This is a genomic window from Geomonas sp. Red32, from assembly GCF_023652955.1.
Classification (GTDB): domain Bacteria; phylum Desulfobacterota; class Desulfuromonadia; order Geobacterales; family Geobacteraceae; genus Geomonas.
Genome location: NZ_JAKLOY010000001.1, coordinates 650,241 through 665,881 on the forward strand (window position 1 = coordinate 650,241; position 15,641 = coordinate 665,881).

14 protein-coding genes are annotated in these 15,641 nt (G+C 62.4%); 10 read left to right on the top strand and 4 right to left on the bottom strand.

Features of this window, described 5'->3' with window-relative positions:
• Positions 1-35: 35 nt before the first annotated feature.
• Entirely contained in the window at positions 36-2,384 is a 2,349-nt protein-coding gene (locus L4X63_RS02845; RefSeq protein ID WP_250677073.1) for an OmpA family protein, read from the top strand.
• A gap of 161 nt (positions 2,385-2,545) precedes the next feature.
• Here the strand turns inward: L4X63_RS02845 and L4X63_RS02850 are convergent, their stop codons facing one another.
• The gene (locus tag L4X63_RS02850; protein WP_250677074.1) at positions 2,546-3,313 is read right to left on the bottom strand and encodes a hypothetical protein; all 768 of its coding nucleotides are present in this window, start codon (positions 3,311-3,313) and stop codon (positions 2,546-2,548) included.
• Between the two features lie 212 nt (positions 3,314-3,525).
• On the opposite strand from L4X63_RS02850, the gene L4X63_RS02855 reads away from it, so the two are divergent.
• Entirely contained in the window at positions 3,526-5,229 is a 1,704-nt protein-coding gene (locus L4X63_RS02855) for a methyl-accepting chemotaxis protein (protein ID WP_250677075.1), read from the top strand.
• Positions 5,230-5,451: 222 nt separating this feature from the next.
• On the opposite strand, the gene L4X63_RS02860 is transcribed toward L4X63_RS02855, so the two are convergent.
• Positions 5,452-8,034 (bottom strand): sigma 54-interacting transcriptional regulator, encoded by a 2,583-nt coding sequence (locus tag L4X63_RS02860; protein ID WP_250677076.1) that lies wholly within the window; start codon positions 8,032-8,034, stop codon positions 5,452-5,454.
• Positions 8,035-8,587: 553 nt separating this feature from the next.
• On the opposite strand from L4X63_RS02860, the gene L4X63_RS02865 reads away from it, so the two are divergent.
• From L4X63_RS02865 to L4X63_RS02890, 6 genes are all read left to right on the top strand, one after another.
• Entirely contained in the window at positions 8,588-9,118 is a 531-nt protein-coding gene (locus L4X63_RS02865; RefSeq protein ID WP_250677077.1) for a DUF4870 family protein, read from the top strand.
• A 222-nt stretch (positions 9,119-9,340) separates the two neighbouring features.
• Complete coding sequence (locus L4X63_RS02870; RefSeq protein WP_250677078.1) at positions 9,341-10,894, top strand: acyl-CoA carboxylase subunit beta; 1,554 nt, start codon at positions 9,341-9,343, stop codon at positions 10,892-10,894.
• 10 nt (positions 10,895-10,904) lie between these two features.
• Entirely contained in the window at positions 10,905-11,177 is a 273-nt protein-coding gene (locus L4X63_RS02875) for an OadG family protein (RefSeq protein WP_250677079.1), read from the top strand.
• Between the two features lie 18 nt (positions 11,178-11,195).
• A complete protein-coding gene (locus tag L4X63_RS02880) occupies positions 11,196-11,615 on the top strand; it encodes a biotin/lipoyl-containing protein (protein ID WP_250677080.1) in 420 nt (139 codons plus the stop codon).
• A 10-nt stretch (positions 11,616-11,625) separates the two neighbouring features.
• Positions 11,626-11,787 carry a hypothetical protein gene (locus tag L4X63_RS02885; RefSeq protein ID WP_250677081.1) on the top strand — a complete coding sequence of 54 codons (162 nt, stop codon included), beginning with the start codon at positions 11,626-11,628 and terminating at the stop codon, positions 11,785-11,787.
• A gap of 29 nt (positions 11,788-11,816) precedes the next feature.
• Positions 11,817-12,947, top strand: a complete 1,131-nt coding sequence (locus L4X63_RS02890; protein ID WP_250677082.1) for a sodium ion-translocating decarboxylase subunit beta — start codon at positions 11,817-11,819, stop codon at positions 12,945-12,947.
• A gap of 64 nt (positions 12,948-13,011) precedes the next feature.
• Here L4X63_RS02890 and L4X63_RS02895 read toward each other — a convergent pair whose 3' ends face one another.
• On the bottom strand, positions 13,012-13,230 hold the full coding sequence (locus tag L4X63_RS02895) for a hypothetical protein (protein ID WP_250677083.1): 219 nt from the start codon (positions 13,228-13,230) through the stop codon (positions 13,012-13,014).
• A gap of 259 nt (positions 13,231-13,489) precedes the next feature.
• Positions 13,490-13,924 (bottom strand): hypothetical protein, encoded by a 435-nt coding sequence (locus L4X63_RS02900; RefSeq protein ID WP_250677084.1) that lies wholly within the window; start codon positions 13,922-13,924, stop codon positions 13,490-13,492.
• 183 nt (positions 13,925-14,107) lie between these two features.
• Here L4X63_RS02900 and L4X63_RS02905 point away from each other — a divergent pair, with 183 nt between their 5' ends.
• Both L4X63_RS02905 and gdhA read left to right on the top strand, forming a co-directional pair.
• Positions 14,108-14,272: a hypothetical protein gene (locus tag L4X63_RS02905; protein ID WP_250677085.1), complete on the top strand. Its 165-nt coding sequence runs from the start codon at positions 14,108-14,110 to the stop codon at positions 14,270-14,272.
• Positions 14,256-15,605: an NADP-specific glutamate dehydrogenase gene (gdhA, locus tag L4X63_RS02910; protein ID WP_250677086.1), complete on the top strand. Its 1,350-nt coding sequence runs from the start codon at positions 14,256-14,258 to the stop codon at positions 15,603-15,605. Before L4X63_RS02905 ends, gdhA begins: the two co-directional genes overlap by 17 nt.
• Positions 15,606-15,641: the final 36 nt, after the last annotated feature.

The following is a 15,641-nucleotide window of genomic DNA, read 5'->3' on the forward strand; positions in this document are numbered from 1 at the left end:
GGGGTGCAGGTATCTACCGAGGGAGGGACGACCGTATGCTCCAGAAACCAGCCAGAGTCGCCATTGCCGCAGCCTTGATCTGCTCAATCACCGCCTGTTCCACCAGCACGAGGCTCTCCAGCGAGCGGGTGGCCGGGGACGAGCTCTCCCGTAAAGTGATCGGGAAGACGGTGACCGACAAGCGGTACCACCTGAAGGAGATCGACCGCTACAGCGCAGGCACCGAGGTCACCACCTGCACCGTCAACACGGTTCAGGCGGAATATGCCGCCATCGAAAGGACCGAGTACCAGGTCAAAGGCCCCACCAGCGGACAAGTGGTGAAGACGACCTTCATCTACTATCCGATGGTCACCCTGGCGAGCATGGGGATCTATCCCCTCTTCGACATCTTGTCCGGGTTCAAGCTCACCAGGGAGGTCATGGAGAAGGAGTGGGGCACCCGCAAGGAGGTCCGGAGGGAAAAGGGGGAAGGGACCATCACCCGGGAATTCCCCGACCAGGGGAGCAAGACCTGCAGCACCGGTCCGGCCACCACGGAGAAGGTGAAGGTGGCCTTCAACGGTGAGAGCATCGAGCTGACCCCGTCGAGCGACGGCGTGGTGAAGCTCCCCGCCGACTTGGTCGGGAGCCTGGAGCGCCGGGAGAAAATGACCCATCTCGCCTGGGACCTCGAAGGGAGCAAACTGAGGACCACCTCCGACTACACGCCTCCCAAGCCCAAGCCGGTTACCGTCAACAGCGTCTTCGGAGAGCTGAGCAAAGAAAACAAGCTGAACCTGCAACTCACCGACCGCAGCGGTTTCTTCCACAACGAGAACAAGCTGCTGGACAAGCTTCGCAACGAACTCCCCAAATACTACCGGCTCGAAAAGGTCGCCAACCTCCCCCCGGGCCGCGAGGGGAACCGGGTCGCCCAAGATGACCACTCTGCGAACCGCCTCGACCGGGAGAATGCCGCGGCCCAGAGGGAAAATGCCCCTAACGCCTTGGCCGCCGAGGAAAACCATTCAGCCAACAGGCTGGACCGCGAGAACGTTGCTGCCCAGAGGGAAAACGCCGCCAACGCTTTGGCCGCCGAGGAGAACCGTTCGGCCAACAAGCTCGACCGGGAGAATGCCGCGGCCCAGAGGGAAAACGCCGCCAACGCTTTGGCTGCCGAGGAAAACCATTCCGCCAACAGGCTCGACCGCGAGAACGTTGCTGCCCAGAGGGATAACGCCGCCAACACCTTGGCCGCCGAAGAGAACCACTCCGCCAACAGGCTCGACCGCGAGGACGCCACCGCCCAGAGGGGAAGCGACGCCAACGAGGTTTCGGCGCAGGAGAGCGCGATGAACCGGCTGGCTGAGCAAAAAGAGGCCTCACTGGCGGCGGAACAGTCCGGCTACCGGCTGGTCCCGATCCAGAAGACCATCTTCTTCAAGTCCGGCGACTTCACCGGCAACGTGGAGCTGCCGGTCATCGACCCCAGCGGCGATAAGCCGGTCGAGCTGAAATCCAACATCCTCTCCCGCAAGGTGAAATCACTCCTCCCGGCCTACGAGAACGAGGACCGGAATCTGCGGGTCTCGTTGAACGACGGCAAGATGAGCATCACCAACAAGAGCGACCGTACCCTCCAGTTGAAGCAGATGTCGCTCTACTACAACGGCAAGTTCGTGGACAACATCCTCGACCACCAGATGGAGCTCGCCCCCGGCGAGACCGTCAAGGACATCTCCCTCACCGGCGTCATGGACAGGGAGCTCGGCCTGATGGCGAAGTACAACAACCTGACCGCGGAGCAGGCCCAGCGGATGAAGATCAACTTCGGCCTCGGTGCCTCCTACCTCGATCCGGAGAGCGGGAAGCCGGCCCTGATGAACAGGGTGAACAGCTACGACGTCTTCGAGATGGTGAACAACATGCCGGAGACCGCCCGTCTCGAGGAGCACATGCTTTCCATCATCGACGAGAAAGCGATGCCCTCCTCGGAGGTGCGCGAGATGCTCGCCAGCGCGCTACAGCCGAGCGAGGCGGTCGACCCGACCGAGCTGCAGTTCGACATGAAGGTGGAATTCGACACCGGCAAGGCCAACATCAGGCCGGAATTCATGGACAACCTGAACAAGATCGGCATCGCCATGCAGAAATTCCCCAAGCTGCACGGGGTGATCGAAGGGCATACCGACAGCGTGGGTAGCGAGCAGACAAACCAGCGGCTCTCCGAACGGCGCGCCCTCTCCGTGAAGCAGTACCTGGTCGAGAAATTTGGCGTGGAACCGGCGCGGATCCAGACCGAAGGATTCGGCTCCTCCCGCCCGGTGGCCGACAACAAGACCGCCCTCGGCCGGGCCCAGAACCGCCGTATCCAGGGCCGGATCACCGAAGCCGGCGTCTAAAAAAGGAAGGGCCTTCGGCCGCCGCCGAAGGCCCTTCTCTTCCCGCTCTCTTCCCGCTCTCTTCCCGCTCTCTTCCCGCTCTCTTCCCGCTCTCTTCCCGCTCTCTTCCCGCTCTCTTCTGCTCTCTTCTGCTCTCTTTCTCTCTCCTGCTATATCCCTTGCTATCTCCTGCTACTCCCAGCCGATCCGGAGGTCCCCGCCAGCCCTGATTTCGCTGCCGCCGGGGTGGTCACTGCCGGTCCCGGTTTTCCTGTAGCCGCCGTTGCCCCTGCCTTGGTTCCCTTTTCCGGCGAATCGCTCAACCACTTCATCATGATGCTGGCGGGAGCCGACTGCTTGGTGCGGAACTCGCTCTTCACCAGCCCCATCACCGCGGTGACGCGGTCCTCGAACTGCGCCCATTTCTGCTTGATCTCCCCATCCCGCTGGACATTCTCTGCGTCCTCGCGGCGGCGCGCGTATCCCAATCCTTCTAAACCTTCAAGAGCGGCGTCCTTCTCCTTCAAGAAGCCCTCCACCTGGTGGCAGAAATCCTCGGCGAGGTGAAGGCTCTGCTTGTGGTAGGTATCGGAAAAGGTGCTGCAGCTGTCCCGCAACTGGGCCATTTTATGCTGCCCCACCATCACGTCCCCCTTCACGAGGTTCGGGGTCAGCTCCCGGCCGAACCGCAACATGTCGATCAGGCTCGCGTACAGACGCGCCAGCGCATCGGATCGGTTCTCCTGGTTGACGATCTGCTCGCACAGGCGCTCCCGGAAAAGCTGCAAGGCGATATCCGACTCCCGGTTGATCCGCTCGCGAAACTGGTGGTAGCTGTGTTCGGTAAATTGTCTAATGAAAAAGTTGACCGACCAATAGCAAAGGCCGATGAGGAGGATGCATCCCACCAGCCCTCCCACCAGGTAAAAGCCGATTGTCGCAGAGGTCATATTGGTACTCCCTTTGGCCCGTCATCGCTTCCCGCGGGCTGGAGATATGGGGCGCCCACCAAAAAGCGGGTGCCCCTTTACTTCTGTCGGCAGATCCGGCGATTTGGTGAGTATTTTTTTGTAATATCCCTGAGCCGGTTGCGGCTTACCCCATTGACGGAAGATGGCGATTATGAGAGTATTCAGATTTCAAAATTAATCGAGGGCGCCTCATGTTTCTACGCAAATACCTGTCGACCCTGCGCGGCACCTACCTGTTCATGGTCTGTTTCGGCCTGATGATGGGAGTGATCTTCCCGTTTTACTCCTGGCTCTTCTTCGGCGCCCGCGCCTTCGCCCCGCTGTACGCCTGCGGATGCGTAGCGGCAGGGCTGATCGTCGGGACGTTTTGTTACCGGGTTATCCGCGAGGCGCTCAAGATGTACGTCGAGCGCCAGCTCTCGGTGCTGCAAGCCATCACCGGGGAGGGAATCAACCTCACCGCCGGAGGGGGCGACGAGCTCCAGCAGTTGATGGAGTGCAACGAGGCCCTCATGAACAAGGTGCTGGTCATGGTGGACAACGTCTCCCGCCTGACCGCCGACATCAGCCAGCGCCACGGGAGGCTGACCGGCGAGTTCGCCGCCATGGTCAGCAGCAACGAGGGGCAGGCCAAGCGCGGCAAGCAATCGCTTGAAGCGGTCGGCCAGATGAACGACTTCTTCTCGGAAGTGATCCGCGAGATCGAGGATATCGCCGCCCGCACCGCCCAGCGCGCCTCGATCTCGACCGAAATGAGCTCCGCCACCGACGAGATCGACCGCAACGTCCAGGAATACTCCACCCTCCTCCTCGACACCTCCAACGCCATCGACCGCATGGCGCGGAGCATCCGCGAAACGACCGCCAACGCCCGCGACCTTAACGACTCCACCGAGCAGACTTACCACTCCATCATCACCATCTCCAATTCCCTGGTCGAGGTGCGCGATCGAACCCAGCGGACCTCTGCCTCGTCCGAAAAGGTCATGCGCGAGGCCGAACAGGGGATGGGCTCCATGACCGCCACCATCGCCACCATGAGAGAGATCGAGGGGAAAAGCGACCAGCTGGTCGACGCCATCACCCGCCTTTCCCAGCACACCTCGCGGGTCGGCGCCTTCCTCGACGTCATCAAGGAGGTGGTGGCCCAGACCGCCCTCCTCTCCCTCAACGCCTCGATCATCGCCGCCCAGGCCGGGGAGCAGGGACGCGCCTTCGCCGTGGTCGCCGAGGAGGTACGGGGGCTCGCGAAGAGGACCGCCTCCTCCACCGAGGAGATCGAGGATCTGGTGAGGAACATCCAGGAAGAAACGGTGGCTGCGGAAGAAGCCGCCCGCCAGGGGAAGGAGAAGGTCTCCCAGGGGGTCAGGGTCTCGGAGAGCGCCAGCGCCGCCCTGGAGCGGATCAAGGAGAGCGCCGACGAAGCGTCCAGCATGGTGCAGGAGATCGCCCGGGCCACCGAACAGCAGGCGTCGGGAAGCCGGGTCATTACCGAAGAGGCCGAGAAGAACCTGGAGCGGATGAAGCGGGTGACGGCCGCGGTGACCGGGGAAGAGAACGAAGCGCGGATGATCGTGAAGAGCCTCGAGCAGATGCGCGGATCGGCCAAGCGGATTGCGAACTCCACCGAGGAGCAGGCGCGCGGAAACCGCCTCTACATGAAGAGCGTCCAGGACGACAACGACAAGGTCAGGATGCTGAACGGCACCTGCGTAGAACAGATCACCAGGGGAGACCGGCTCCGTAACGACATCAACGAGGTAGGCCGCCTGATGGAGGTGAACGCCCAGGAAGCTCGGCGCATCATGGGCGAGATTGAGCAGATCAACCGCACCCTGGGTGCCATCCAGGGCGAGATGGCCGTCTTCCGCCCCACCCTCCCGTCTCCGGAATAGCCACCGGAATAGCCTCCGCCGACTAGCCACCACCCCAGAATAGCCGCCTCCCCGGAACAGGTCGTAGCGGGATACCGGGGACAGTTGCCGGAACCGGGTCCCCCCCTTTGAAAAAGGGGGGACAGGGGGGATTTGTGGCGCTGGTAACAGGAAAAATCCCCCTAAATCCCCCTTTTTCAAAGGGGGACTTCGAATCCGAAATTTCCCAAAGAAACCGTTGAGCTACAGGATAGCGACCAGCCCCGCCGTCGCCGCCGCCATGAGCAGGCGGTGCCGGCGAAGGGAGCCTTCTCCCACCCCGTCCCGACGCTGGAGCCTCCCGAGCACCATCCACGAAAAGAGCCCCGCCATCACGATGACCGGATAGATGACCAGCCGCAGGGTCCCAAGCTCCGGTGTGAGCGCCGCGGGATCCACCACCCGGTCAAGCCCCACCGCAGCGAGGAGCAGCGGAACCAGCCGCGCCCCCCCTTCCACGAAAGCCCTGAAGAAGATCATGAACAGCCCCGCGGTCGCCAGCGGAAGATAGCAAAGCCCGCTGGTAGCGAAGGAGTGCCGCCACCGGGACCGCCCGACTCCCATGGAAGCGGCGACCGCCAGCCCGGTAAATCCGGCAATGACCGCCACTGCGATGAGCCAGTCTACTCCGGTCCAGAGGGTGTGAGGAAAGACCTCCGGCTTCCTGCCGGCTAAAAGCGGTGTTCCCTTGGCGGCCAGCACGGCGCCCAGCAGGACCACGCTGAAGAAGGCGTCGCGCACCCCCCGGCGCGACTTGTGGCAGAGGCTCGCGGCCGGATTGCGGAGATCGAGCTGCATGGAGTGATGGGGGCAGCTCCTGACACAGTCCAGGCAGAGAACGCAGTGGTCGGAGCTGTCGATCGCCGACGGGTGAAGCCCCATCGGGCACCCCTTCTCTTTCACACAATCGTCCACCCGGCAGCGGCTCAGGCATACGTTGCGGTTACTGTGCATCTCCAGCGGCGAGATCCTGGAGATCATGCTGACGATCCTTCCCAGCGGGCAGAGAAACTTGCACCAGCCGCGGCGCCCTATCACCAGGTCCGCGCTAATGGTGGCGAGGAGTATCCCGCAAAGAAGAAGTCCCGTGGCCGGAGCATAGGAGAACATCCCGGAGGCCTGTTCTAAGAGCAGGATGAAGACGAGGGCCACCAGGCTGACCGAGGGTCCCCATTTCTTGAGCCAGGGGGCCGGGTCGCGGACCACGCCGCTGGTGACGCCGAGGGATTCGCCGATGGCCTCCATGGGGCAGAAACTGCACCACCCCCGCGCGAACAGGAAGGCGGTCACCACCAGGCTCGGCCACCCTACGGTCCACGCTGCCAGGTTGGCCGCGTTGCCGGTCGGGGAACCGCTGAGGGTTGCGATGGCGATGGTGAGGAACAGGGGGACCGTCACCCACCTGAGCAGGCGCGGGAAGCGCCGGTCCCTGGCGAGCCGCTCGACGGCGGGAAGGGTGAGCAGGTTCAGCCGGCCATCTCCGAAAGGGTGCTCCTGCAGGGAGATGTCCTCCGGCTGGATGGTGTCGCCGTTGCAGACCACCACCGCCCGGCTCACTACCTGGTACAGCTCGGTGGCGTTGAGCGGCCAGTCGTGATCGACCAGCAGATTGAGGGCATCCTGCGAGAGGCGGCGCACGTTCTTGTGGTGCTTGGCGTTGAGGGATTTCAAGAGGCTCCGGGCGGTGACCGCAACGTCCTTCTTCCGCTCCCTGAGCGGGGTGAGTTCCACCGTCTCACCAGCCAGCCACCGGTAGAGGAGCGGGTTGAACTTCCCCGCTTCCACCAGGGGAGAGAGGGGCTTCCCGCTGGTCGCGATAATGCGGACCACCGCGGTCCTCAGCTTCCGTTCCCCCCGCCGGGTGAATTGCCCGCTCTCCAGGAATTCGACCAGCTCCTCCTGGACCGGACGGGTGAGGGAGTCCACGTTACGCAGGATCATGTCGCCGCCGGCGGCCAGCTCGATCATCCCCCTCCGGACCCGCCGCGCATAGGCCGAACCTTCGGGCGCGTGACCGAAGAGGGCCGCCTCCTGCGCGAGGCCGAGCAGGGTCGGGGTCTCCGTTCCGGAGTCGCTGGCGGCGGCAACCTCCTGGAGCACCGGTGGAGGAGCGGCGCAGTCGAGGAAAAGGACCGGTCTGTCGTCTTCGCTGTGGAAATGGATGAGGCGGGCGGCGAGGTCCTTCCAGGTACCCGGCTCGCCCAGGATGAGGACGTGGCTGCGGCTTTTCGCCAGGAGCTCCAGCCGCTCGTTCAGCTGGCGCACCCAACTGGTGGCGCCGGGAAACTCGCCGAACTCCGGGAGGAGCTGCCATCCGATGATGTTGGTGATCACCTCGCGGTGCTCGCTCTCCTCCCGCTGGTGGCGGTGCGCCCAGCTGCCGAGCTGGGTGGCGAGGATCCGGCAGAGGTTGGCGTAGAGGCGGGGGACGCGATCGAGCAGCTCTTCGAACTCTTGGCGGTCAAGCCTCGCTGCCTGCACGGCGGTGATGGCGCGGACATCGCTCGAGCGGCGCTGGTCCGTGATGATGGCGCGCTCTCCGATGACGCTCCCCCGGCCGAGCTCGGTGAGGTTGAGGATCTGTCCGGAGCGATCGAGGAGCTCCACCCTGACCTTCCCCGAGAGGATGACGTAGAGCTCACATGGCGCCTGGTTTCTCTCCAGGAGAAGCGTTTCCGGGTCAAAGGTGCGAAGTTCGAGGCGCGCGGCGATGCGATCGAGGTCGTCGCCGTCGAGACCGCCGAAGAGGGTGATGCCGGAAAGGGTGTCGCAGGTGATGGCCGCCATGGCGCAATCCTAGCCCCAAACCCTAACGATATCCAACACGTATACGGCTTAACGCCCTGCCGCGCGTATACGTCGAGGTCAATGGATCCCCCCTCCCTGTAGGCCGCCGGTTTCCGAAAGCCGTACCCATTTTCGTGTTCCAGCGAGGGCAAACCGCCCCCCAGGCGCACCGGCGCCGAAGCCATATTATGATGTTATTCCCGCTAGATACCCGCAACCACCCTATCCCCCCCTGCTCCTGGCCTCTGCGCCGGCGGGCAGAGGGTTTTTCCTGGAATCTCCTGTGATACCGGAATCTTAAGTAACTTTTCTCTGGTTCCGATAAAAAATGTCAAAAACGGCAGCCCGTAGCCCGTAGGTCGCGTTGAGGAAACGAAACGCGACATCCCCTCCGAAACCTGGTGGCAAAGATCGTCGCGTCTCGTCCCTCTTCGACGTTCATCCAAGTACCGCTGGAACCAAGCCCCCCCTTGTCAAAGGGTGGCCAGGGGTGGCATTGGCGGGGCTGCATGCTATCATTTGTAAAATTTAATCCAAGCCAAAGGGAGGTCCCATGGACGGTGTAGTGCTCGGCTACGACGCCGAAGAAGGGATCATCAGGGGAAGCGAAGGAGCGCGCTACCGCTTCACCCGCACCGACTGGAAATCCTCACCCGCACCCGCCGCAGGCCTCAAGGTCGACTTCGTTGCGGTGGAAGACCGCGCCACCGAGATCTACGTGATAAACCCCGCCACCGGAGCCGTCTTTAGCACCGTCAGCACCATCGAGCGCTCCGAAAAGATCATGCCCACCGTCGTCTATCTCTGCTACCTCGCCTCCTTTCTTTACGGCTTCACCATGGTGATCGGGGTCTTCATCGCCTTCTACTGCCGCGACCGTGCCGCGGGGACCTGGTATCAGAGCCATTTCGACTACCAGATCGCCATCTTCTGGAAATCCTTCGCCGGCTTCCTCTTCGGCCTCGCCCTCACCTTCGTCTTCGGGCTCGGCATCATCATCCTTCTCTTCACCTATGCCTGGGTGATCTTCAAGATCATCAAGGGATGGAAGTATCTCACCGAAGGCATCCCCGTCCCCGCTTGAACCCCGCAAGAGCTGCCCCGGCGCGCCATGTGGTGCCGGGGCAGCGTTATCACCGCCCCTTGGCCGATCTTCTGGCGGGGCTGGCCGGCGGCCGCTTTAATCCCGCCGGCATTTCACTGTACCGGCGGCCTTCCAGCCGTCATTCGCACTGCTTGTTACTGGCGAAGTTAGCAGTATAGTTGTGTCTGGCTACCGATCTTCTGTCATTTCGAGGGGTACTTCATGGCAATCAGGAGAGAACTGCTTGATGAACTTCGCAAGCGGCGTGAGGCAGCACTGGCTGGCGGTGGCAAGGATAAGATCGAAAAGAGGCATACGGAAGGACGGTTGAGCGCACGCGAGCGGGTCGAGACATTATTCGACGGCGGCTCATTCAGTGAATTCGGCATGCATGTCAACCATGCCTGCCATATGCCAGGGTTCGTCAACAAGTTCATGCCGGGCGACGCGGTGGTGACCGGCACCGGCAACGTCGACGGCCGCCCGGTCGCGGTCTTCAGCCAGGACTTCACCGTCGGCGGCGGCGCGCTCGGCCACATGCATGCACGGAAGATCTGCGACATCATGAACATCGCCTGCGAGACCGGGATCCCGATCGTCGGCATCAACGACTCCGGCGGCGCCCGCATCCAGGAGGGTATCCACAGCCTCTCCGGGTACGGCCAGGTCTTCTACCGCAACGTCGCCGCCTCCGGGGTGGTCCCCCAGATCGCCATCATCGCCGGACCCTGCGCCGGGGGGGCCGCCTACAGCCCCGCGCTCATGGACTTCCTGATCCAGACCCGCACCCATTCCAGCATGTTCATCTGCGGCCCCGAGGTGATCAAGAAGGCCACCGGCCAGGTCGCCCCCATCGAAGAATTCGGCTCGGCCGAGGCCCATGCCACCGTGAGCGGTAACATCCATTTCGTGGCCGAGGACGACCGCGACGCCATCGCCATCGCCCAGCAGCTTCTAAGCTTCCTCCCGCTCAACAACATGCAGGACCCGCCCCACATGATCCCCGACGAGATCGACCTCGCTCCCGACGAAGCCATCAACGAGCTGCTCCCGGACGATTCCCGCTCCTCCTTCGACATCTACCAGGTCATCGCCCGCCTGGTCGATCCGGGAGAGTGGCTCGAGGTCCAAAGCGGCTTCGCCCGCAACATCGTGGTCGGCTTCGCCCGCATCTACGGCATGGTGGTGGGGATCGTCGCCAACCAGCCCGCCTACAAGGCCGGGTGCCTCGACATCGACAGCTCCGACAAGGCCGCCCGCTTCATCCGGTTTTGCAACGCCTTCAACGTGCCGCTCGTGAACCTGGTGGACGTCCCGGGATTCATGCCGGGGCTGGCCCAGGAGCGGGGAGGGATCATCCGCCACGGCGCCAAGATGCTCTTCGCCTACGCGGCCGCCACCGTCCCCAAGATCACCGTCATCCTGCGGAAAGCCTACGGCGGTGCCTATCTCGCCATGTGCTCGAAAGACATGGGGGCCGATTTCGTCTTCGCCTGGCCGACTGCCGAGATCGCCGTCATGGGAGCGGAGAGTGCCGCCCGCATCATCTACAAGAAGGAGATCGCGGAGGCGGAAGACCAGCCGACCAAGGAAGCCGAGCTCGTCAAGTCGTACCGGGAGAAGTTCGCCACCCCCTACCAAGCCGCCTCCCGCGACATGGTGACCGACGTCATCGAGCCCTCCGAGACCCGCGCGCGGGTGGCGCTGTCGCTGCGGATTTCGCTCACCAAGCGGGTATCGCGCCCGCCCAAGAAACACGGCCTGATCCCGCTGTAAGGAGAGCGCGATGCCCAAGTTTTTTTCCCGCCTGGGAGAAGTCTTCCGCCACCACCCCAAAGAGCCCGAGCCGGAGGTCACGACGCCTACCGAACCGGAGGCCCCGGCGACCATCCACCCGGGGCTGACCGACCAGCAACTGGTGGCGATCCTGACCGCCGCCGCGTGCGAGGTCCTGCAGGCCCCCGTGCGGATCGGGAAGGTCCACGCCCTGCCGCCGAGAAACTGGAGCTGGGTTGCGCAGGGACGCATGGATCTCCACTCTCATCGCCCACGAAAATAGAGGAATCGTCCAATGACCATGAAAATGCTTCGGATCACGCTGGAAGGGAAGAGCTACGAAGTCGGGGTGGAGGTGCTGGACCAGGGAGCTCCCGGGGGCGTTGCGCTGCAGGCGGGTGTGTCCACCGCGGCACCGGCGGCACCGGCCGCTCCGGCCGCGCCAGTGGCGCCCGCACCGCCGGCCGCAGCCTCCCGGGCCGTGCCGGTCGATCAAAGCGGCGGGAGAGTAGTGACCAGCCCGATGGCGGGACTGGTTTTCAAGTGTCTGGTCAAGCGGGGAGACGTGGTGAGCGTGAACCAGGTGGTAGTCGTGCTCGATGCCATGAAGATGGAGACTCCGGTGGTCACCCCCTATGCCGGCACGGTCCGTGACGTGCTGGCCCGCGAAGGCGACGCCGTTGAAGAAGGCTACCCCCTGGTCCAGATCGAGGAAAGCTAAGAGGTCCCCCATGCCCATTCAAGACAACGTCAACGGAGCCCTTCTCATCAGCGCGATCGACTTCGTGCTGAGCTTCGTCATCATCGGCGGGATCGGCGTCCTGCTCGCCCTTTTCCCCCTGCTCAACAGGCTCGGGAAGGTCGACGACGAAACCCTGAAGAAGTCCCACTGACGCCAGCGCCCGTCATAAGCGGAGTCCCTATGTTTGCGCAATTCGTCGGACTGTTGAACGTGCTGAAGGACCAGACCGGCCTCGCCCAGCTGACTGGGGGGAACGTCGTCATGATGGCGGTCGGCGCCGCCATGATCTACCTCGCCCTGGCCAAGAAGTACGAGCCCTTCCTCCTGATCGGGATCGGCTTCGCCTGCATCGTCGCCAACGTTCCCGGCTCCGGCCTGACCCAGCCGGGGGGGCTCTTCCATTACGCCTACCAGGGGGTGGCGCTCCTCATCGTGCCGCCGCTCATCTTCCTCGGGGTCGGCGCCATGACCGACTTCGGGCCGATGATCGCGAGCCCCTGGCTGGTCATCTTGGGGGCCGCCGCCCACCTCGGGATCTTCGTGGCCCTGATCGGCGCGAAGCTCTTAGGCTTCACCCTCCCCGAGGCGGGCGCCATCGGGATCATCGGCGGCGCCGACGGTCCGATGGCCATCTTCGTCACCATGAAACTCGCCCCGCACCTCTTGCCCCAGATCTCGGTGGCCGCCTATTCCTACATGGCGCTCATGCCGCTGATCCAGCCCCCGGTGATGAAGCTTCTGACCACCAAGAAGGAACGCGACATCATCATGGACAAGCCGCGGCAGGTCACCCGCCTCGAAAAGATCGCCTTCCCGATCATCATCGCCATCGTGGTCAACCTCTTCTTCCCCCCCATCGCGCCGCTCATCACCATGCTCATGCTGGGGAACCTGTTCAGGGAGTGCCTGCTGGTCGACCGGCTGGCCAAGACCGCGGCCAACGAGATCATGAACGTGATCACCATCGTGCTGACCGTGGCGATCGGCTCCACCATGAACGCCGAGCAGTTCCTCACCCTGAAGACGCTGGAGATCGTAGCCCTTGGCCTCGTCGCCTTCATCTTCGGCACCGCTTCCGGGGTGGTGGCGGCCAAGATCATGAACGTGGTGAGCGGCGGGAAGGTCAACCCCCTGGTCGGCTCGGCCGGTATCGCCTCGGTCCCCATCGCCGCCCGCGTTTCCCACATGGTGGGCATCCGGGAGAATCCCCAGGTCTACCTGATCATGCATGCCATGGGGCCAAACCTTGCCGGCGTTTTCGGCACCGCCATCTCCGGCGGCATCCTGCTCGCCCTTCTGGGTGTGAAATAGACAAAAAAAAGGGGACGTCTCAATCACGTCCCCTCGTTTGTCATTGCCGCGACAATCGGTTGTATTATTCCACGTCGAAGGCTTTCGAGAGCGAACCGGTGAAGGCCTTAGCCGCAGCACGCAGTTCGTGGCAACTGTTACGAGTGACCGCCGAATCGAGACATGCTTTCACGTTGGAAGGAATCTCGCTCCCTTTGACCGAGACCTCGATACCGTTCCCTTTGGTGATATGCAGCGAGTCGGCATAGTCGACTTTGAAATCGTCTTTGTAGTCGCATCTCATACGTTCTCACCTCGCTTTACTCCTTCATTTTCTCACACCTCCCCAGATTAATACAATGCGCCTTCCTCCCTCATCCTTCCCCTTCGTGCGCGTAAGGGTTCCGGTCATAGCCTTGAGCCGGAACTAAAAAACCCGCCGGACATGCCGGCGGGCCTTTGCGATCACACGATGTTTTTTGCCCGTGCCCCTCCATCACGGTCGTCTGAGGGTCACTAGGGCGCGTTGACAGACGCCACTAAGGCATCGGTACCGCCAATGATCAGGGAACCGATTCGAAGTTGCCGGTGAAGTGATCCCCCCCTTCGCCGACGTTGAATTCGTACCTGAATTTAATCTTTTGCAGCTGCTGCGCCTCCGTTTGCGGGAAATCAAGGCCGAACTGCTGCGTTCCCGTCAGGGGTCCCGGATAAAACAGGAAAACCTTCTTGGCGAAGGCCTTGCCGCTGGCATCCAGAAGTGACGCTGTCAGTTCGAAACCATTGTACGAGGTGTCATAGCGGGGATTGGTTACTGTTCCTTTGATTCGCAGATCGGGGCCGGCTTGCTCACTCTTCCAATCAACTTTCAGATCGTGGGCCGCATAGTGGTGTTCAGAGTAGGCGAGGTTCGAATCTTGAGTGGTGCGTGTCTCGATGGTAGTGCATGCCGACAAGAGGAAGATGACCGCTGCGCAGAAGGTACCCTTTGCTATCATAGTTCACCTCCATTGACCGTGATCTTCTTAGTGTATCAGCTGCCGTTGAGAGTGCAAAGTCATTGAGTTATAAGACATTTTGCGCCGTGATCGGGAAAAACCTCCGGTTCAGCTGCAGGCTTATTCAGGCAGAGGAGCTTTGGCCCCCAGGCAGCGTCTCAGCCGGCAGGAGGCATTGCCCATTTGTCAGGCATCGTGCACACTTTATGGGCATTTATGCTTGCTTTTTATGCAGTAACTGTATATAAACCGGTCATTGATTACAATTTTTTGACAATTGCAGTTGTGCCGGTGAATTTTTTTGCCGCATTTTTAATCAAAGGAGGCGTGCATGAGCCCGCAGATTGACGAGAAGATCGAACCGATTTACCAAGAGGTGTTGAGGCGCAACCCCGGCGAGGTGGAGTTTCACCAAGCCGTACGCGAGGTTCTCGAGTCGCTGGGACCGGTGCTGGTGAAGCATCCGGAGTACTGCGAGCGGAAGATCATCCAGCGGATCAGCGAGCCGGAGCGCCAGATCATCTTCCGGGTGCCCTGGCAGGACGACAGCGGCGAGGTCCAGATCAACCGGGGCTTCCGGGTCGAGTTCAACAGCTCGCTGGGACCGTACAAGGGGGGACTCCGCTTCCACCCGTCGGTCTACCTCGGCATCATCAAGTTCCTGGGCTTCGAGCAGATCTTCAAGAACTCGCTGACCGGGCTTCCCATCGGCGGCGGCAAGGGGGGATCGGACTTCGATCCCAAGGGGAAATCGGACAACGAGATCATGCGTTTTTGCCAGAGTTTCATGACCGAACTGTACCGGCACCTCGGGGAGCACACCGACGTCCCCGCCGGCGACATCGGTGTCGGGGGGAGAGAGATCGGCTACATGTTCGGCCAGTACAAGCGGATCACCAACCGCTACGAACCGGGCGTTTTGACCGGTAAGGGGCTCGACTGGGGCGGATCGCTCGTGCGTACCGAAGCGACCGGTTACGGCGCCACCTTCTTCGTCGATGCCATGCTCAAGGTGCGCAAGGATTCCTTCGACGGCAAGACCTGCACCGTCTCGGGTTCCGGCAACGTCGCCATCTACACCATCGAGAAGATCCACCAGCTGGGGGGCAAATGCGTCGCCTGCTCCGACTCGAGCGGGATCATCTATCACGAGAAGGGGCTGGACGTCGAGCTGATCAAGGAGCTCAAGGAGGTCAAGCGGGCGCGGATAGCGGAGTACGCCTCCTACCACAAGGACGCGCGGTACACCCCGGGGGGTAACATCTGGGAGATCCCCTGCCAGGTGGCGATGCCTTCCGCGACCCAGAACGAGATCAACGGCAAGGACGCCGCCAAACTGGTAAGAAACGGGTGCATCGCCGTCGGCGAAGGGGCCAACATGCCGACCACCCCCGAAGGGGTCAAGGTCTTCCTCGAATCGAAGATCGCCTACGGCCCCGGCAAGGCGGCCAACGCGGGCGGGGTGGCAACCTCGGCGCTGGAGATGCAGCAAAACGCCTGCCGCGACACCTGGACCTTCGACTACACCGAAAAGCGCCTGGCCGAGATCATGAAGAACATCCACGATCTCTGCTACGAAACCGCCGAGGAGTACGGCACCCCCGGCAACTACGTGAACGGCGCCAACATCGCCGGCTTCATCAAGGTCGCCAAGGCGATGGTAGCCCACGGCCTGATCTAGGCACCCCGCAGCGCAATGAAAAGGCCCGTCCGGTGA